The organism is Streptomyces griseoluteus, from assembly GCF_004784465.1.
GTDB lineage: Bacteria > Actinomycetota > Actinomycetes > Streptomycetales > Streptomycetaceae > Streptomyces > Streptomyces griseoluteus.
The window spans coordinates 89776-108035 of record NZ_SRRU01000004.1 but is presented as its reverse complement, the minus strand read 5'-3'; the positions used below and the strand labels follow the sequence as shown (position 1 = coordinate 108035).

Sequence of the window (18260 nt, the reverse complement as noted above, 5' to 3'; positions counted from 1 at the left end):
ATCGCACTGCGCCCGCCGCACCCCCGAGGCAGGGCCGCCGGATCGCGCCACCGCCGGGACGCGCGCTGCGGCGACGGCCGTACCTCATACCCCGATTCGTCCCGGCGCACATCGACCATATGGGCGGCATCACGTCACTTGAGGGCTTACGGGCGCTCACGCACGGCAATAGGTAACGGTATGTCGAGCCGCGGCCAGGAGGCTGGAGCATGAGCATCTGGTGGTCACTCCATCTGCGCCGCGATGCCGCGAGCGTCCCGCTCGCCCGCCGGCTGCTGATCGGCACCATGGAGACGGCCGGTGTCGACCCCGACGTCTCGTACGACATCTCCGTGGCCCTCACCGAGGCGTGCGCCAACGCCGTCGAGCACGGCGGGACCGCGCGTGGGGGGCACACCGAGGCGTACCGGGTGACGGCCTATCTGGACGGCGAGAAGTGCCGCATCGAGGTGGCCGACTCGGGCCCCGGTGTCCCGTCCGCTCCCGCCCCGGACATCCGGATGGCCCGTGTGGACGCCGAGGACGGCCGGGGCCTGTGTCTGATTCGGGAGCTGGCCGACCACGTCCACATCGGCGCCCGGCCGGGCCGCACGGGCACCGTGATCAGCTTCGACAAGATCCTGAAGTGGAAGAAGGACCCCTCGCTGCTCACGGCGTGAGGGGTCCTTCACAAAAGGGCCGGGCACGATGCCCGGCCCTTCGTCGTGTCGTCAGCCCTTGAGCGACGCCATCCACGCCTCGACCTCGTCGGAGCGGCGCGGCAGCCCCGCCGACAGGTTCCGGTTGCCCTCGGCGGTGACGAGGATGTCGTCCTCGATCCGGACGCCGACGCCCCGGTACTCCTCCGGCACCGTCAGGTCGTCGGCCTGGAAGTACAGGCCGGGCTCGACGGTGAGGACCATGCCGGGCTCCAGGGTGCCGTCGACGTAGGCCTCGGTGCGGGCGACCGCGCAGTCGTGGACGTCCATGCCGAGCATGTGACCCGTGCCGTGCAGGGTCCAGCGGCGCTGCAGGCCCAGCTCCAGGACGCGCTCGACCGGGCCCTCGACCAGGCCCCACTCGACCAGCTTCTCGGTGAGCACGCGCTGGGAGGCGTCGTGGAAGTCGCGGAACTTGGCGCCGGGCTTCACCGCCGCGATGCCGGCCTCCTGGGCCTCGTACACCGCGTCGTAGATCTTGCGCTGGAGGTCGGTGTAGGTGCCGTCGACCGGGAGGGTGCGGGTGACGTCGGCGGTGTAGAGGGTGTGGGTCTCCACACCGGCGTCCAGCAGCAGCAGGTCGCCGGAGCGGACCGGGCCGTCGTTGCGCACCCAGTGCAGGGTGCAGGCGTGCGCGCCGGAGGCGCAGATCGAGCCGTAGCCGATGTCGTTGCCCTCCACGCGCGCGCGGAGGAAGAAGGTGCCCTCGATGTAGCGCTCCGAGGTGGCCTCGGCCTTGTCGAGGACCTTCACCACGTCCTCGAAGCCGCGCACGGTGGAGTCGACGGCCTTCTGCAGCTCGGCGACCTCGAACTCGTCCTTGACCAGGCGGGCCTCGGAGAGGAAGACGCGCAGCTCCTCGTCGCGCTCGGCGGTGACCTTGTCGGTCAGGGCCGCCTCGATCGCGGCGTCGTGACCGCGCACCACGCGCACCGGGCCGGTGGCCTCGCGCAGCTTGCCGGCCAGCTCGCGCACGTCGGCGGCCGGGATGCCGTACAGCGCCTCGGACTCGGTCAGCGAGTGGCGGCGGCCGACCCACAGCTCGCCCTGGCCGGACAGCCAGAACTCGCCGTTCTCGCGGTCGGAGCGGGGCAGCAGATAGACGGTGGCGTGGTGACCGTCGGCCGTGGGCTCCAGGACCAGGACGCTGTCCTCGGTCTGGTTGCCGGTGAGGTAGGCGTACTCGGTGGCGGCGCGGAAGGCGTACTCGGTGTCGTTCGAGCGGGTCTTCAGGTTGCCCGCGGGGATCACCAGACGCTCGCCGGGGAAGCGGGCGGACAGCGCGGCGCGGCGGCGCGCGGTCTCGGCGGCCTGCGGGATCGGCTCCAGATCACGCAGCTCGGTGTCGGCCCAGCCGGAGCGCATGTTCTCCGCCAGCTCGTCGGAGACACCGGGGTAGAGACCGTTCTTGCGCTGCTTGATGGGCTCCTCGGCCTCGGTGGCCTCGTCGGTAACGGCGTTGAGCTCGTCGGACACTGATCCTCCTCGGTACGGCGTGTGATCTCCCCCAGCGGGCACGCGGCGCTCGCGTCCACGCCCGAGCGAGGGTGCCTCCATCATCGTACGTTCGTACCGAAACCGGACCGGTCGTGCCTGCCTGGGCTCAGTCGAAGCGGGCCGCCAGGAGCACCACGTCCTCGTCGCCAGCGGCGGTGTCCTCCTCCGGCAGGAGGGTGGCGAGGACGTGGTCGGCGACGGCGCCGGGGTCGGCCCGCAGGGCGCGCGGTACCGCGGCCGCGGCCGCGTGCAACCGGGCGAAGGCCCGGTCCATGGCCGCGCCGGTACGGCGGAGCAGCCCGTCGGTGTAGAGGAGAACCGTCTCTCCGGACTGGACGCCGAACTCCACGCTGGGCGCCTCCCAGCAGGCGAGCATGCCGAGGGGGGCGGACAGGGAGGTCTCGACGTACTCGGTGCGGCGCTCCCCGATGAGCAGCGGCGGGCTGTGCCCGGCACCGGCCAGGGTGACCCGGCGCGCGGCCGGATCGCAGTAGGCGAACAGGGCGGTGGCCGAGCGGGCGGGCTCGGTCAGCCGGAGCAGCAGCTCCAGGTCGGAGAGGACGGCGACCGGGTCCTCGCCCTCCATCACGGCGTAGGCCCGCAGGGAGGCGCGGAGCCGGCCCATCGCGGCGACGGCGCCCGGCCCGCTGCCGGTGACGGAGCCGACGGAGAGGCCGAGGGCGGCGTCGGGCAGCGGCAGCGCGTCGTACCAGTCGCCGCCGCCGCGCGGGCCGGTGCGGTGCCGGACGGCGAGCTGGACACCGGGGACGCGGGGGAGCCGGGAGGGGAGCAGTTCCTCGGTGAGGGTGGCGGTGTCCAGGCGGGCGCGCTCCACCTCCAGCAGCAGGGCGAGGTGCTCGGTGGTCTGGCGGAGGTAGAGCGCGATGAGATGTCTGTGGTGTTCGTCGGGGGCGGCCGGTTCGTCGTAGAGCCAGACGGCGGCGCCGATACGGGTGCTGTCGGTGGCCAGCGGCAGGGCGTGGCTGGCGGCGTAACCGAGGCGGGCGGCGACCTCGCGGTGGCGGGGGTCGAGGCCGGGCTCGGCCAGGAGGTCGGCGGTACCGGCCAGCAGCGCCTCGCGCGGGACGGTCTCGATGTGGCCGAGATCGGCCCGGCCCAGGCCGAGGCCGACGGTGCTGCGGGGGCCGAGTCCGTCGCCGGGTTCCAGTACGACGAGACCGCGCCGGGCGCCCACGAGGGCGGCACCGGCGCGCAGCAGTTCCTCAAGTGCGGCTGGCAGGGCGGATGTTCGGCACATCCGTTCGGTCAGCTCATGAAGAGTGGTGAGGTCGGAGACCCAGCCGGCCAGCCGGTCCTGGAGCAGGCTGCCGGGGGCCTCCGCGGCGGCTACGAGGGGTGGTGTGCCTCCCGGGGCGTCCGGTGCGGGACCGGCTTCCGGGGCGGGGGGTGCGGGCGCGACAGTGTGGGCGGGAGTGGGAACCGTGGGATCGATTCCGGCCACTTTCGGAGGGTGCGGGGCGTTCATGGCGTCCGGCTCTCGGACCGGTGCGTCTTGCTGAAAAGCATCGCAAACCCCCATGTGATTCTGCGCCGCCAGCAGTGTCTCCACATGTACACGCACTCGTGAGGGGATGTCCAGCATTGTCCTGCGGGGATTCCTGGTGTTGGTGGGGTGCGGGAGGGATATCCCGGAACCCCTTGCCCTACTGGCAAGTTGGCTGGAAACTGCCTCGGGTGGAGCGTCATTGCGGTCGACTGGCCCTGCTCGACGGAGCGTCACCACGGTCGTGCGGGGTACGTACTCGAGAGAAGTCCAGGGGTGGCCACAGGCCGCCCGGAACCTGGCGAAGGACCCGGACGTCATAACCACCGACGACCGGGCCCCATCCTCCCGTGGCGGAGGCGGAGAGAAACACGCGCGACGGCAAAACGCCAGACTTCGCCACCCCCGTGCCGTGTCCGTGCTCCTGAAGAACCGCACGTCTGAAGAACCGCACGTCGGACGCGGCCGTTGTTCCATCCCTGGGGGTTCCCCCGCCGTACGCGGGGGCGTGATGCGCCAACAGGTACGCACAGTGAAGTGATCCACACATGTTGTGATGTCCACGGTGTTGCCAGCGGTGCAACGGAAAGGAACGAGCGCTCATGCGCGAGATCCTCGGAAGCCGAAGCGGCCTTCCGCCCCGGCGGGGCGACGACGGCCCGGCGCTGATCGACGCGGCTACGACCTTCGCGGCGATGTGGCGGTGGCCCGTACTGCCGGGCACCGCCCCCGATCCGCAGGGTCCGGCCGGCTGCTCCTGCCCCGACCCCGCCTGCACGGTGCCCGGCGCCCATCCCGGTGACCCCGATCTGCTGGCGGCCACCACCGACGCCCGCATGGTGCGCTGGTGGTGGACCAGCCGGCCGGACGCGCCGATCGTCCTCGCCACCGGCGGCCAGGCCCCCTGCGCGGTCAGCCTGCCCGCAGCGGCCGGAGCCCGCGCGCTGGCGCTGCTGGACCGGCGCGGCATGCGGCTCGGCCCGGTCGTCGCGGCCCCGCACCGCTGGGCGATCCTCGTGAAGCCCTACTCCATGGAGCAGTTGGGCGAACTGCTGTACGCCAAGGACTTCGTCCCCGGCTCGCTCCGCTTCCACGGCGAGGGCGGCTACCTCGCCCTCCCGCCCTCCACCACCGGCCAGGGCGAGGTCCACTGGGAGCGCGCCCCGCTGCCCGGCTCCGCCTCCCCGTGGCTGCCGGACGTGGAGGCCGTGGTGGACGCGGTGGTCGAGGCCCTCACTCGTACGGGTGTGAGCGCGCCCGAGTTGTAGGGGTGTCGGGGGCGCGCGGGGCCTTGGGGCCGCGCGCGCTCGTTATCTTCCGCCCATGCTGCGAAATCACCGGTCCCGCGCGGGCGGGCCGGGAGCCGGTCCGCTCCGTACCTCCGCCCTGGCGGGCCTCGTCGCGGCGGCCCTGCTGCTGTCGCTGGGCGGGGCGTCGGCGGAACAGGGGGCGGACGGGGACGGACGTGCGGCTTCGGCTTCGGTGCCCTCTTCCCCGGACCGGATCACCCTCTCCCGCTGCGGACCCGAACTCGCCTCGCCCGACGGTCTGGAGGCGCAGACCTGCGTCCTGACGCGGGGCGGCGACACCTGGGCGCGGGTGTACTACCGCAACACCACCGGCGACGCCCTGGACGCCGGCCTGAGCCTGCTGGGCCCGGACGGCCGGGCGGTGCGTACGACCTGTGTCACCGGTGCGGACGACGCGCCCGCCACCTGTGAGACTCCGCGCGAGCGCACGCGGGGCGCGGGGGCCGCGTACACGGCCGTCTCCGAGTTCGCGCGCGGCGCCGAGGACCCGCTGCTGCTCCGCTCCGCCAGCAACTCAACTCCGCGGAACTGAACGGAAGTTGGCGAAGGACCATGGCTGACCCGGCCGGGCGCGGGCATGGAAAGGCCCGGTTGCTGGCGACGGGGGATGCACCAGCAACCGGGCTACTGGAACGGTAACAAGAGATCGGCGGTTCGCAAATTCGGTCCTGCTCATTCGGACACCGATTCGCTTGTCACACCGAGGAGTTGTGACAGGAGTCACCTGTTCCTGACAGGCGTCACCCGTCCCCGTCCTCCAGGCCCTGTGGGGGGTCAGCTCAGGGTGACCTGCCGGTTGGTGAGGCCGCCGCGTGCCCGGCGCTCCTCCGGGGTGAGCGGCTCGGTCACCGCGAGGGCCGCGGCCAGCCGCTCGGCGAACTCGGCGGCTGGCTTCTCGATCTCCTCGGCGCCGACCCCGCTCGGCAGGTCCCACACCGGCACGGTCAGCCCGTGCGCGCGGAACGAGCCGACCAGGCGGGTGCCCTCACCCAGGCTGGACGTGCCCGCCGCGTGCAGCCGGGCCAGCGCGTCCAGCAGGTGCTCCTCCTCGTGCGGCATGACCCAGCGCAGGTGGTTCTTCTCCGGGGTCTCGCACCAGTACGCGGCGTCCACCCCGGTCAGCTTGACCGTGGGGATCGCGGCGGAGTTGGCCCGCTCCAGGGAGGCGGCCACCTCGGGCGTCGCGTTCTCCGCGTCCGGCACCCAGAACTCGAACCCGCTGTGCACGACCGGCTCGAAGGGGCCGTCGGCGGCCAGCAGGTCCTGGAGCCGGAGAGCGTCGGAGGGGGCGCGGCGGCCCTCCACCGGGGTGCCCGGCTCGGCCACCAGGGCCCGCTGGAGGGTGTCGGCCAGATCGCGGCTGATGTCGCCGGAGGCGGTGTCGTTCTGCAGGCCCAGCAGCACCGAGCCGTCGTCGCGGCGCAGTGCGGGCCACGCCATGGGCAGCACGGTGGCCAGCGTGACCGAGGGGACGCCCTCGGGCAGGCCCTCCTTCAGGGTGAGTTCGACGGTCGCGGCCGGGACCAGCTCGCGCAGCGCCACCCAGTCGCACTCGCCCGGCAGGCCCTCGAAGGGGCGCTGCACCAGCTCGGTCACGGCGTGCGCGGCCGCGCGGCCGTGGCACGCCTTGTAGCGGCGGCCGCTGCCGCAGGGGCACGCCTCGCGGGCACCGACGACCGGAACCTCGCCCCCGGCCCCGTGCGGCTGCGGGCGGCTGCCCTTGGTCTGGGGTCGCTTCTTGGCCATCGTGGCTGTCTCCCGGTAACGGCTGGTCTCGTACGGTCGGGAGCCTAGCCGTTCGGGCCGCGAGCCACGGGAACCTGGGGACGACGCGGGCGGGGGTGGGCAGTGCCTGTGGACAACCGCCCCTTTCGGGACCCTCGTTCAGTCCAGGCTCTCGAACGCGTCCGTGAAGCCGAGTTGGGCCAGCGCGGCGACCGGCGCGGGGGTGGTGACGCGCGTAGCGAAAGATTCGAGCGGGGCGCCGGCATCGGGATCGTGCACGTCCGCGTGGACCACCACCCAGACGGTCACCTCGCCCGGCACGTCGTCCCGTACGCCCCAGTCGTCGGCGAGCGCGTCGATGATGCTCAGGCCCCGGCCGCCGTGCGCGGTGACCGAGGGGGTGGCCGGGGCGGGGCGGGTCGGGCCGCCGCCGTCGGTGACCTCCACGATGAGCCGTCCGCGCGGGTCGATCCGCCAGTCCGCGCGCACCGCGCCGTCCCCGGCCCGGGCGCCGCCCAGCGGGCGTCCGTGCCGGTACGCGTTGCTCAGCAGCTCCGACAGAATCAGCACGGCGTCGTCCACGACCGGTTCCGGGACCCCGCCGCCGCGCAGTTGCGCACGCATCCGGTGCCTCGCCTTCCCCACGCCGGCAGGGCCATGAGGTACGGCCATGCTCGACGACGCGGGCACTTCCTGTGCCACCACCAACGCCACCCCCGAGACCTCCTTCGCCCCACGCCACGGTGTGGATGCCCCATTGGCCTGAACCGGAAACCGGCCAGTCTCGTTCCGGCGACGCATTCGCAATCCCGGTGCGGGAGGCGAACGCGCCGGAGCACTCCCGGAGTCCGGGGGAGGGTCAGCGGCCGAGGCGGCCGAGCACCTCGCGCGGGCGGTTGGTGATGATGGCGTCGACGCCGAGTTCCACACAGAGGTCCACGTCGGCGGGCTCGTTCACGGTCCACACGTGCACCTGGTGACCGGCCTCCTTGAGCCGTCGTACGTACGCCGGGTGGCCGCGGGCGATGCGGATGGAGGGGCCTGCGATGGTGACGCCCTCGGGGAGGCGTCCGTCACGCAGGCGCGGGGTGGCGAACTGGGCGAGCAGTACCAGGGGCAGGGCCGGGGCGGCGGCGTGCACCCGGTGCAGGGAGCGTGCGGAGAAGCTCATCACGCGCACCGGGGAGGCCTCGGCAGAGGCGGGGGCGTGCAGCCCGTACCGGCGCAGCAGGGCGAGCAGGCGTTCCTCGACCTGGCCGGCCCAGCGGGTGGGGTGCTTGGTCTCGATGGCCAGCTCGACCCGGCGCCCCGCGTCGGCGACGAGTTGGAGCAGGCGCTCCAGGGTCAGGACCGAGGTCTCCTCGCGGTCCTCGGGCCGGTGTTCCCAGTCGGGCTCCTCGTCCCGGCCCGCCCGGCCCTTCCAGGAGCCGAAGTCGAGGGCCGAGAGGTCGGACAGCTCCAGGGCGGAGACGGCGCCCCGGCCGTTGGAGGTGCGGTTCACCCGGCGGTCGTGGACACAGACCAGGTGTCCGTCGGCGGTGAGCCGTACATCGCACTCCAGGGCGTCCGCGCCGTCCTCGATCGCCTTGCGGTAGGCGGCGAGGGTGTGTTCGGGCGCGTCCTCGGAGGCTCCACGGTGGGCGACGACCTGGATCGTGTGGTGTGGTGCGTGGGTCACCGCGTCATGGTGCCACCGACCGGGGGTTGTGCGGGGCGCGCGAGCGGGCAGGCGACCGGGAGGAGTGCGCCACCGGGCGGACCTCCGTACATACTTATCTCACTTATGCCCGAGAAGTCCTATATAAAGGGTCTCCGCGGTCCCACAGGGACCGCTTACGGTGCCCTGACGGCCCGTGGGAAAAGCTGGGTGCGTACAACAGGAACAGGTACGGGACCATGTGCGGCCTTGTCGCGCCGGTCCGCGCGTCTTGGGCGACGGGCGTGCGCACGGCCACGCGCATGACCGACCATGGACGGGCGCGACCGGTCGCGCCCCGTATAAGACGCGGCGCGACCGGTGGGCGACTGAGCATGATCGAGTTCGACCGAGCGCGACCGACGACAACAGCCGTGGATCGAGGAGAGAAGAGCTGTGAGCACCGAGAACGAGGGCAACGCGGTACCCCCGGCCCCGTCCGCACCTCCTGTGCCGGTGGCATCTCCCGCTCCCCCGCAGGGTGACGCGGGTGCGACGGCTCAGCTTCCGCCGGTGCCCTCCGGCCCGCCGGAGCAGCACCCGTACGGGCCCGGCCCCACCCAGTCCTACGGCGCCCCCGAGGGCTCCTGGCCGCCCCCGCCGCCCCCCGGTACGCCGGGTTACGGCGAGGCGGGCGCGGGCGGCGGCTGGGGTGCCTCGTACCAGCAGCCGGCGCCGAAGCCGGCCGGCGGCGGGCGCGGCGGGCTGATCGCGGCGGTGCTGGTGGCCGCGCTGGTCGCCGGTGGTCTGGGCGGCGGCCTCGGCTACACCCTGGCCAAGGACAACGACAGCCAGGGCTCCACCACGATCTCCGCCGCGGACAACGGCGCCTCGCAGGTCAAGCGGGCGCCGGGCACCATCGCGGGCGTGGCCTCCAGGGCGCTGCCCAGCACGGTGACCATCGAGGCGGAGAGCAACAGCGGCGAGGGCGGCACGGGCACCGGGTTCGTCTTCGACACCCAGGGCCACATCGTCACCAACAACCACGTGGTCGCCGAGGCGGTCGACGGCGGCAAGCTGTCCGCCACCTTCCCCGACGGCCGCAAGTACGCCGCCGAGGTCGTGGGACACGCCCAGGGCTACGACGTGGCCGTCGTCAAGCTGAAGAACGCGCCCTCGGACCTCAAGCCGCTCTCCCTCGGCAACTCCGACCAGGTCGCGGTGGGCGACGAGACGATCGCCATCGGCGCCCCCTTCGGGCTGTCCAACACGGTGACGACCGGCATCATCAGCGCCAAGAACCGCCCCGTGGCATCCAGCGACGGCAGTTCCAGCAGCAAGGCGTCCTACATGAGTGCCCTGCAGACCGACGCGTCGATCAACCCGGGCAACTCCGGCGGCCCGCTGCTCAACGCCTCCGGCGCGGTGATCGGCATCAACTCCGCGATCCAGTCGACCAGCGGCGGCAGCTTCGGCTCCGGCCAGTCCGGCTCGATCGGCCTCGGCTTCGCCATCCCGATCAACCAGGCGAAGTACGTCGCCCAGCAGCTCATCAAGTCCGGCAAGCCGGTGTACGCCAAGATCGGCGCCTCGGTCTCCCTGGAGGAGTCCGCCGACGGCGCGAAGATCACCGACCAGGGCGCGGGCGGCGCGGACGCGGTCGAGTCGGGCGGCCCCGCCGCCAAGGCTGGCCTCAAGCCGGGCGACGTCATCACCAAGCTGGACGACTCCGTCATCGACAGCGGCCCCACCCTGATCGGCGAGATCTGGACCCACAAGCCCGGCGACAAGGTCAAGGTCACCTACACCCGGGGCGGCGACCAGCACACCGTCGACCTCACCCTCGGCTCCCGAGTCGGCGACAGCTGAGCCAGGTCCCCCGCCCGCCCCTCGCTCCCGGTACGCTGTACCCCGCTCCGCCCCAGGTGGGCGAAGCGGGGAGGTGTGCCCGAGCGGCCTAAGGGAACGGTCTTGAAAACCGTCGTGGCAGCGATGTCACCGTGGGTTCAAATCCCACCGCCTCCGCGTGGTGAGCAGTGAGAACGGCCCCTGACCTGGAGTTTGGTCAGGGGCCGTTCTTGTGCCCTGTAACCGTGACCGCCCGGTGTTCCCCGTGGTTTCCCGCTCTGTCGGGCACGGCTGGGGCACGAGGAACTTCTGCTCCGTCGCTCTGTCAGTTGATACAGGGCTCCACTGCTTCCGAGACCTCGACCAGGAGTTGTTCGACCCCCGCGCCCCACCGCGAGCTGATTACCAGGTCGCGGGCCGGATCCACCCACAGCAGGTGGCTGCCACCGTTGCCGCGGGCGCAGCGGCCGGTCTCTGGAGCTTTCGGCCACACCGTGCGGTCGTGGTTGAGCCACCAGGACAGGCCGTAGTTCGGCTTGACCCGGCAGGGGGTCCAAAGCTCCTCGATCCAGTCGCGCGAGATGACCTGACGGACGCCCCATACTCCACCGCGCAGACAGAGTTGGCCTAGGCGGGCCAGGTCCAGAGCACTGATCCACAGACCGCCGCCCCAGTGGGCGCCCCCGGAGACTACCGGGACACGGGCGCCCTCGATCTCGGCCACTGAATTCTCGTAGCCGTGCCAGGACCAGCCATCTGAGGCGCCGATTGCCGTCATGACATGGTCGCGCAGCACATCCGGCAGGGCGCGGCCCAGGAGCACCGTGAGCGCGAGGGCAGTGAGGTTCACCCGGACGTCGTTGTAGGCCCAGCCCTCCCCGGGCGGCCCGCCTGCCGACTCCGTGCCCTCGCGCGTGCTTTGTGCGTCTACCTGTGTCGGCTTGCCCCACAGCTCGCCTTCCCACTGGCTGGTCTGGTCGAGGAGATGACGCCACGTGATCGCGCGCCCATGGGGGCCCGCGAACTGGGGGAGGTTCACCGACAAGGACACAGGTTCATCCAGGCGCAGCTTGCCCGTGTCGAACGCGATACCGGCGACCAGGGACAGAACGCTCTTCGTTGCGCTGTAGGCCATCTCCTCGCGCTTCGGGTCGCCCCACGAAGCGATGACTGTGCCGCCCCGCACCACGACACCGCTGGCGCCCTGGCCGTCGAGAAGCGGGCCCACTACCTCACGGTGTGAAGTGTCCGACACCTGTGCGGCGAGGTATGAAGCCATGTCGTCGATGCCGGGCACCGCTCGGTCGGCCTGAGCCCGCACGGACCGCATCAGCATCGCCATGTCAACTCCGTCGAGCGGAGCAACGGGCCCAGGCTCGCCCAATGCCTCACTGTCGGGCCACGACGCCACCACGTCCATCTCAATCTCCGCTCGCCACAGGGGTGTTCTTGGCGATACGCGATCTTGCCGCCTGACGGACACCCGCGGAAGGACATATCCCAGCCCACCACTCACCCCGTACGCCGTCGACCCACACACCGTGGAGCGGGCGTGGTTCATGGCGTCCAGGTGGAGCGCGCCACTGTAGGAACGACCTGGACGCCATGGGCCGCGTCTGCTCGTCTCTGCCTGGGTCGATGGCGTACGGGATGGGAGCACCCGCGCACGCCACAACGGACCCGAGGGCGGCAACGGCGCCCTCTCCCCCCGGTGCCGGCCGATCCCCCGCCGGAGGCATTGCCTTGACCTGGCCCACGCTATGCGGGTGATCGACTCATGGCTTCCGGCCCTATTCACACGTGGGCGCGCGTCGGCGCAGCGCGGGCGGAGCGGGCCGGAGGCAGGAGCGGCGCCCGGAGCGGAGCCGGGAAGCGCGCCCGGCGGGGCGGAGCGCAGCCGGGGCTTGATGAGGTAGAGAAACCTGTAACAGCCCAGGTCACGCGTCGAAGTCGTACTCCAGGATGTAGGACGCGGCGTCGAGCGTCATCTCGTTGATCTCGACGGGGCGGCCTTCGTCCGCGAACGCGGTGCGGCAGATGTGGATGACCGGCGTGCCGGGGGACATGCTCAACTGTGCCGCTTCATCCTTCGACGGCATGCGTGAGCGGATCTCCTCGCGGAAGTGCACTGGCTTGTAGCCGAGTTCGGCAAGCCTGGCGTACGTTCCGCCTGGTCCTGTGTCCTCCTGGGTGATGGCGGGCCCGGCGACCACTGACGAGGGCAGATAGCTCGTCGCGAGCAGGACGGCTTTCCCGTCCAAGACGAAGCGTCGGCGCCTCACGCACACCGTTTCGTCGTCGGCCAGGCCCAGAACCGCGCTGATGCGGTCGGGCGCGGCCTCCTCGGACACGGTGACCTGGTCCACCTCGAGCTCGCGATTCTCGATGTCCGCGGACCAGATGGAACGGTCGCTACCCCATTGCTGCTGGGAAAGTCGCTGGATACCTCGGCGCCGAAGGGGACGGAAGGCTCGGACGAACACGCCGGCGCCCTTGCGGGCCTCGGCGACGCCTTCGTCTCGGAGCACGCTCAACGCCTGTCGGGCAGTCATGCGAGCCACGCCGTGCGCGGCCATCAGGTCGTTCTCTCCAGGGAGGCGATCACCGGGGCCGTATTCGCCCGACTGGATCGCCTCGCGCAGGGAGTCCGCGATCCGCTGGTACTTCGGCCGGCGGTCGTCGTCGGCCACCTGGTTCAGCGGGCAAGACGACCCCAAGGGGCACGCAGGGGGCACGATGACGACGATGACGGCTCCGCTGGAGTGCCCGCACGCGTCTGACCTGCGGCGTCGCGGTCAGCGGCCGTGATCGCAAAAAGGTCTTGAAAACCGTCGTGGCAGCGATGTCACCGTGGGTTCAAATCCCACCGCCTCCGCAGAGGTGAGGGGCGCCCCCGGCCAAGGGGGCGCCCCTACTGCGTGGGGTACCCCGGCCGGTCAGTTCCGCAGGGCTGCCGTAAACGTCTCGCGGCGGTCCGCCAGCCAGGTCTGCACGCGGTCCCAGCGCTCCCAGCCGCCACGCTCAGCCAGTGCCTGGAGGTAGACGGGGTCGCCCTCGGTCACGCGGTGGGTGACAAAGGCGCGGCAGACCTCCGTGGCCTGTTCGATGACGCGGGGCAACTCGGCGCGCTCCTGGGCGGACAGGCCGTATCCGTCGGCGAGGACCCGCAACCGCGCGGGTGCGTCCAGGCCGGCGGGATACAGGGCTGCCGCGGACGCCGGATCGAGCATGGGAACCCAGTAGCGGGCCGTCATGGCCACGTCCCAGAGGGGACGGCCCGGGGCCGCCATGTCGAAATCGATCAGGGCGGCGGCACGGCCGTCCCGGAATACGACGTTCTCCGGGCAGACGTCGTTGTGGCAGAGCATCGTTCCGCCCGCCGGGTCGGCCAGGTCCCTGGGCCACTCGGCACAGGTGTCGATCGCGACGGCCGCGCCGGCCTCGTGCAGGCGCCGCAACAGGCTCCCCACCGACCGGAGGGCGGCCATCGTCATCACCCGGTCCGGGAACGGCGGCAGGGCCACGTCACCCGGGATGAAGGTCAGTTGCTCCCGGCCGTCCACGGTGAGACCGACGGGCACCGGAGCCGCGTGGAAGCCGTGTTCTCTCAGCGAGAGGAGGTAAGGATGCAGCGCACCCGCGTGGGGTGGCGCCGGACGCTCCACCAGCTCACCCCGCCGGAAGACCGCCCCCGCGTTCGCCATGCTTCCGGCCAGCGCGTCACCCCCGGCCTGCACAGCCGTCTGCCTGTCCGGCGTCACGCCCCTTTGTCCTCCGGGTACCACCGCAGCTCGATCGTGTTGCCGTCCGGGTCCTGGACGTAGATCGACGTCGCCTCACCGCGCGCGCCGGAGCGCTGGACCGGGCCCTCCAGGACCGTGAAGTGGCCGGTGGCGATTACTTCGGCCCAGTCCAGGGGGTCCACGACCAGGCAGAAGTGGTCGACGTTGGAGTCGGAGCGGGGGCCCTCGACGATGTCGATGATCGTGTCCGGGGTGATGCGGACGGAGGGAAAGGGGGCCTTGCCGGCGCGCCACTCGTCGACGTTCTCCGGCTGGAGGCCGAGGAGCGTGGTGTAGAAGCCGAGGGAGCGTTCGACGTCGGCGACCTTGAGGACCAGGTGGTCGAATGCCTTGACGTGCAGGGCGGGCACTTTGCCTCCAGAGGCTGTCGGGGACGGGTCCACGATCCACCGGTGCGGGTGCTTCATCAAGGTCCCCCCGCCCTCCGTGCCGCCGACCCCAGCGTCGCCCGTGCCTCCGCCTCCGGCAGGCCGGTGTCCAGGGCCGCGTCCAGGAGGGGGTCCGCCAGCGCGGCCCCCATGCCCTGTTCCCACGCCCGGCACGCCGCCCAGAAGAGGCGGGAGTTGCGCTCGCCCTCGTGCGCGGTGCGGACGAAGTGGAGCAGGGCCGCGCCACCGTCCGCCGAGTGCGCCCGCGAAGACCGTGGCGGCGGGGGCAGGAGGAGGTGCAGCAGGGCCGGGGGACAGGGTGCCGGGCGGAGACGGGCGGTGCCCGGCGCCGTCGCGTACGTACCGCGGGTGCCCCATGAGCCGGGGCCGACCAGGTAGCCGCCCGCGCCCCGGATGTCGATGCCGGGCGCCAGCCGGCTCGCGGAGTTGGGGACCGCCACGTCCGGCGGCCCGGTGAGCCAGAGATGGCGGCCGCCGCTCGGGGTGAGGACGACGACCGTCTCGGGGATCGTGAACCCGTGCCGTACCGCGAGGGCGCGCAGCGCGGCCGGGGAGTCCGTACCGGGCTTGGTGTCCAGGTCGACGCCGATCAGATGGTGCGGGGGCAGCCCGCAGGCGATGCCGTACCCGGTGGCCCAGGGCGCGGCGGCGAACAGGGCGCGCACGCGCGCGGGGTCGGCGGAGGCGTCGTGCACCCCGTGCCCGAGCCGTCCGCACTCGCCGTGGCAGGGCGGGTGCGCGGGGTCGTCGTGGTGCGGGGAACGCAGCGCCGGGAGCTTCCGCCGGGACAGGGGGATGACGGCCAGCCCGCGCTCGGCGGCTGACAGCGCGTGGGCGAGGGCCGGCGGCGTGGTCTGCCGGGCGGAGGTGGCCATGACTCCATGGTCGTACGCGCGTTCGAGTATGGGAAGTGGGCGGGGATGTCCGGTCTGCACCGCAGAGCGAAGAAATGTGGCGATGGGGGTTTATCGACTTGTCCTCACGCTTGCGTGGTAATCGTGCCCCCTGAGGAGATTGGGACGGGGCCGGGCGGGCAGTACTCCGGTGCGACGCCGCAGGAAACGAGTCGGGATGGTCGGCCAACCTCCCCGACTCAAGCCGTAGTCGGTCTGGAGGAAGAGATGGACAGCAGTCACCGCGGACCTCTCCGGTGAGCCGGGGGCGGGGTCCCTGGGGAGGGACTCCGCCGGGGTGTGCTTCGGGGTCATGACAGCGGCGCGGCCGGCACTTCGGTGCCCGCCGCGCCGCTGTCGTACGCCCGGCCCCGTCCAGTCCGTACGCGTGCCGCGCCCCGCCCCGACGACCCCTCCGGGACAACCCCCAGGCCGGGTGGAGGCCCACTCCACCTTCAGGAGGTCCGGCGCACCCCACCCCTACAACCTGAGGCGGACCCGGCTTCGGGACCTCCGGCCGATCCCCGGCGCCGTACCCGCTCCTAGCGTGGAGACATGACCGCACCCGTCTGCATCAGCGCCTCGGCCGCCGCCGCACCAGCGCGGCAGACTCTCCCCCACCCCCGGCTCGCACCGGCCGGGACCTCGCCGTACCCCTCCTTCGCCTCCTACGTCCGTGCCCGCCACCCCGCCCTGCTGCGTACCGCCCGCTCGCTCACCGCCAACCCGAGCGACGCCGAGGACCTGCTGCAGACCGCGCTGGCCAAGACGTACGTCGCCTGGGAGCGCATCGAGGACCACCGGGCGCTGGACGGCTATGTGCGCCGCGCCCTGCTCAACACCCGTACCTCGCAGTGGCGCAGACGCCGGGTGGACGAGTTCGCCTGCGACGAGCTGCCCGAGCCCGAGCCGCGTCCCGGCGCCGACGACCCGGCCGAACGGCAGGCGCTGCGCGACGCGATGTGGCGGGCGATCCTGCGCCTGCCCGCGCGCCAGCGGGCGATGGTCGTCCTGCGCTACTACGAGGACCTCAGCGAGGCCCAGACCGCCGAGCTGCTCGGGGTCTCGGTCGGCACCGTGAAGTCCGCCGTCTCCCGCGCCCTCGGCAAACTCCGCGAGGACCCGGAACTCGGTCTCGCCCGCTGAGTAGCGGAAGCACCGCCACGAGGCGCAGCCCACAGCGCGACTTTCCCTGCCCCTAGTGACATACCGCGCGGTATGTGCGCAGAATCAGCGCGACTCTACTTCCGTACAGGCAACGCTGCCGGGGAGGACGCCCGCTGTGCTGAGCACCATGCAGGACGTACCGCTGCTGATCTCGAGGATTCTGACCCACGGCGCGACCGTGCACGGGTCGTCCCTGATCACCACCTGGACCGGCGAGTCCGAGCCGCACCGGCGCACCTTCGCCGAGATCGGCACCCGCTCCGCCCAGCTCGCGCACGCCCTGACCGGCCTCGGGGTGCGGGACGACGACCGGGTCGCCACCCTGATGTGGAACAACGCCGAGCACGTGGAGGCGTACTTCGCCATCCCGTCCATGGGCGCCGTGCTGCACACGCTCAATCTGCGGCTGCCCGCCGAGCAGCTCGCGTGGATCATCAACCACGCGGCCGACCGCGTGATCATCGTGAACGGCTCGCTGATCCCGCTCCTCGCGCCCCTGCTGGCGCAGCTGCCCACCGTCGAGCACATCGTGGTGTCCGGTCCCGGCGACCGCGCCCCGCTCGCGGGCGGCACCGCCCAGCTGCACGAGTACGAGGAACTGCTCGCCGGCCACCCGGAGACGTACGACTGGCCCGAGCTGGACGAACGCCGGGCCGCCGCCATGTGCTACACCTCCGGCACCACCGGCGACCCCAAGGGCGTGGTGTACAGCCACCGTTCGGTCTACCTGCACTCCATGCAGGTCAACATGACCCAGTCGATGGGCCTGACCGACCAGGACACCTCGCTGGTGGTCGTCCCGCAGTTCCATGTCAACGCCTGGGGCCTGCCGGACGCCGCGTTCATGACCGGCGTCAACCTGCTGATGCCGGACCGGTTCCTCCAGCCGGTACCGCTGGCCGAGATGATCGCGGCCGAGCGCCCGACGCACGCGGCCGCGGTCCCCACCATCTGGCAGGGCCTGCTCGCCGAACTCAGTGCCCACCCCCGCGACGTCTCCTCCCTCGTCCAGGTCACCATCGGCGGCGCGGCCTGTCCGCCCTCCCTGATGGAGGCGTTCGACGCGCTCGGCATGCGGGTCTGCCACGCCTGGGGCATGACGGAGACCTCCCCGCTCGGCACGGTCGCCCGGCCGCCCGCCCACGCGATCGGCACCGAGAAGGAGCTCGCCTACCGGCTCACCCAGGGCCGCTTCCCCACCTCCGTCGAGGCCCGCCTCACCGGCCCCGGCGGCGAACGCCTGCCCTGGGACGGCGAGTCGGCGGGCGAGCTGGAGGTGCGCGGCCCCTGGATCGCGGGCGCCTACTACAACGGCCCCGGTGCCGAACCCCTGCGCCCCGACGACAAGTTCAGCGCGGACGGCTGGCTGAAGACCGGCGACGTCGGCACCATCTCCCCCGACGGCTACCTCACCCTGACCGACCGCGCCAAGGACGTCATCAAGTCCGGCGGCGAGTGGATCTCCTCGGTCGCGCTGGAGAACGCCCTGATGGCCCACCCGGACGTCGCCGAGGCCGCCGTGGTCGCCGTGCCGGACGAGAAGTGGGACGAACGCCCGTTGGCCACCGTGGTGTTGAAGGAGGGCGCGGAAGTCGGCTTCGAGGCGCTGCGGGTCTTCCTCGCCGAGGAGTGCGGGATCGCCCGCTGGCAGCTCCCCGAGCGCTGGACGATCGTCGAGACCGTCCCGAAGACCAGCGTCGGCAAGTTCGACAAGAAGGTGCTGCGCAGGCGGTACGCGGACGGGGAGCTGGACGTCACCCGGCTCTGAGCCTTCTTCGCCGACAGAGGGG

The 18260-nt window shown here is 72.0% G+C and carries 16 protein-coding genes and 1 tRNA gene; 7 read left to right on the top strand and 10 right to left on the bottom strand.

From position 1 onward, the window contains the following. Positions 1-209: 209 nt before the first annotated feature. Positions 210-659 (top strand): ATP-binding protein, encoded by a 450-nt coding sequence (locus E5082_RS12400; RefSeq protein WP_135791318.1) that lies wholly within the window; start codon positions 210-212, stop codon positions 657-659. Between the two features lie 51 nt (positions 660-710). Here E5082_RS12400 and E5082_RS12395 read toward each other — a convergent pair whose 3' ends face one another. Further along, on the bottom strand, positions 711-2174 hold the full coding sequence (locus tag E5082_RS12395; RefSeq protein ID WP_135791317.1) for an aminopeptidase P family protein: 1464 nt from the start codon (positions 2172-2174) through the stop codon (positions 711-713). A 127-nt stretch (positions 2175-2301) separates the two neighbouring features. Continuing rightward, on the bottom strand, positions 2302-3798 hold the full coding sequence (locus tag E5082_RS12390) for a PP2C family protein-serine/threonine phosphatase (RefSeq protein ID WP_190045262.1): 1497 nt from the start codon (positions 3796-3798) through the stop codon (positions 2302-2304). A 503-nt stretch (positions 3799-4301) separates the two neighbouring features. Between E5082_RS12390 and E5082_RS12385 the strand changes: the two genes are divergently transcribed. Both E5082_RS12385 and E5082_RS12380 read left to right on the top strand, forming a co-directional pair. After that, positions 4302-4967 carry a bifunctional DNA primase/polymerase gene (locus E5082_RS12385; RefSeq protein WP_135791315.1) on the top strand — a complete coding sequence of 222 codons (666 nt, stop codon included), beginning with the start codon at positions 4302-4304 and terminating at the stop codon, positions 4965-4967. A gap of 55 nt (positions 4968-5022) precedes the next feature. Next, the gene (locus tag E5082_RS12380; protein WP_190045261.1) at positions 5023-5541 is read left to right on the top strand and encodes a hypothetical protein; all 519 of its coding nucleotides are present in this window, start codon (positions 5023-5025) and stop codon (positions 5539-5541) included. Positions 5542-5783: 242 nt separating this feature from the next. Here the strand turns inward: E5082_RS12380 and E5082_RS12375 are convergent, their stop codons facing one another. From E5082_RS12375 to E5082_RS12365, 3 genes are all read right to left on the bottom strand, one after another. Next, complete coding sequence (locus E5082_RS12375; RefSeq protein ID WP_135791314.1) at positions 5784-6755, bottom strand: DUF5926 family protein; 972 nt, start codon at positions 6753-6755, stop codon at positions 5784-5786. 138 nt (positions 6756-6893) lie between these two features. Next, on the bottom strand, positions 6894-7535 hold the full coding sequence (locus E5082_RS12370; RefSeq protein WP_135791313.1) for an ATP-binding protein: 642 nt from the start codon (positions 7533-7535) through the stop codon (positions 6894-6896). A gap of 58 nt (positions 7536-7593) precedes the next feature. Then, a complete protein-coding gene (locus tag E5082_RS12365) occupies positions 7594-8412 on the bottom strand; it encodes a glycerophosphodiester phosphodiesterase (RefSeq protein WP_135791312.1) in 819 nt (272 codons plus the stop codon). A gap of 414 nt (positions 8413-8826) precedes the next feature. Here E5082_RS12365 and E5082_RS12355 point away from each other — a divergent pair, with 414 nt between their 5' ends. Both E5082_RS12355 and E5082_RS12350 read left to right on the top strand, forming a co-directional pair. Next, positions 8827-10239: a S1C family serine protease gene (locus E5082_RS12355; RefSeq protein WP_135791311.1), complete on the top strand. Its 1413-nt coding sequence runs from the start codon at positions 8827-8829 to the stop codon at positions 10237-10239. Between the two features lie 69 nt (positions 10240-10308). Continuing rightward, positions 10309-10395 (top strand) — tRNA-Ser (locus E5082_RS12350). Positions 10396-10543: 148 nt separating this feature from the next. Here E5082_RS12350 and E5082_RS12345 read toward each other — a convergent pair. From E5082_RS12345 to E5082_RS12325, 5 genes are all read right to left on the bottom strand, one after another. Then, a complete protein-coding gene (locus E5082_RS12345) occupies positions 10544-11560 on the bottom strand; it encodes a serine hydrolase domain-containing protein (protein ID WP_229918814.1) in 1017 nt (338 codons plus the stop codon). Between the two features lie 595 nt (positions 11561-12155). Next, a complete protein-coding gene (locus tag E5082_RS12340; RefSeq protein ID WP_135791309.1) occupies positions 12156-12908 on the bottom strand; it encodes a GntR family transcriptional regulator in 753 nt (250 codons plus the stop codon). Between the two features lie 246 nt (positions 12909-13154). Further along, the gene (locus tag E5082_RS12335) at positions 13155-13922 is read right to left on the bottom strand and encodes a phosphotransferase (protein WP_190045282.1); all 768 of its coding nucleotides are present in this window, start codon (positions 13920-13922) and stop codon (positions 13155-13157) included. A 53-nt stretch (positions 13923-13975) separates the two neighbouring features. Continuing rightward, on the bottom strand, positions 13976-14362 hold the full coding sequence (locus tag E5082_RS12330; RefSeq protein ID WP_229918834.1) for a VOC family protein: 387 nt from the start codon (positions 14360-14362) through the stop codon (positions 13976-13978). 65 nt (positions 14363-14427) lie between these two features. Then, positions 14428-15285, bottom strand: a complete 858-nt coding sequence (locus E5082_RS12325; protein WP_135791307.1) for a bifunctional DNA primase/polymerase — start codon at positions 15283-15285, stop codon at positions 14428-14430. 573 nt (positions 15286-15858) lie between these two features. On the opposite strand from E5082_RS12325, the gene E5082_RS12320 reads away from it, so the two are divergent. After that, on the top strand, positions 15859-16449 hold the full coding sequence (locus E5082_RS12320; RefSeq protein WP_135791306.1) for a SigE family RNA polymerase sigma factor: 591 nt from the start codon (positions 15859-15861) through the stop codon (positions 16447-16449). Positions 16450-16585: 136 nt separating this feature from the next. Continuing rightward, a complete protein-coding gene (locus E5082_RS12315) occupies positions 16586-18238 on the top strand; it encodes a long-chain fatty acid--CoA ligase (RefSeq protein ID WP_190045260.1) in 1653 nt (550 codons plus the stop codon). Positions 18239-18260: the final 22 nt, after the last annotated feature.

Bases quoted from the DNA above. Each gene is read 5' to 3' on its own strand.
- E5082_RS12400 (WP_135791318.1), top strand. From the start codon at position 210: ATGAGCATCTGGTGGTCACTCCATCTGCGCCGCGATGCCGCGAGCGTC.
- E5082_RS12390 (WP_190045262.1), bottom strand. From the start codon at position 3,798: ATGCTGGACATCCCCTCACGAGTGCGTGTACATGTGGAGACACTGCTG.
- E5082_RS12385 (WP_135791315.1), top strand. From the start codon at position 4,302: ATGCGCGAGATCCTCGGAAGCCGAAGCGGCCTTCCGCCCCGGCGGGGC.
- E5082_RS12380 (WP_190045261.1), top strand. From the start codon at position 5,023: ATGCTGCGAAATCACCGGTCCCGCGCGGGCGGGCCGGGAGCCGGTCCG.
- E5082_RS12375 (WP_135791314.1), bottom strand. From the start codon at position 6,755: ATGGCCAAGAAGCGACCCCAGACCAAGGGCAGCCGCCCGCAGCCGCAC.
- E5082_RS12370 (WP_135791313.1), bottom strand. From the start codon at position 7,535: ATGCGTCGCCGGAACGAGACTGGCCGGTTTCCGGTTCAGGCCAATGGG.
- E5082_RS12345 (WP_229918814.1), bottom strand. From the start codon at position 11,560: ATGGCGATGCTGATGCGGTCCGTGCGGGCTCAGGCCGACCGAGCGGTG.
- E5082_RS12335 (WP_190045282.1), bottom strand. From the start codon at position 13,922: ATGGCGAACGCGGGGGCGGTCTTCCGGCGGGGTGAGCTGGTGGAGCGT.
- E5082_RS12325 (WP_135791307.1), bottom strand. From the start codon at position 15,285: ATGGCCACCTCCGCCCGGCAGACCACGCCGCCGGCCCTCGCCCACGCG.
- E5082_RS12320 (WP_135791306.1), top strand. From the start codon at position 15,859: ATGACCGCACCCGTCTGCATCAGCGCCTCGGCCGCCGCCGCACCAGCG.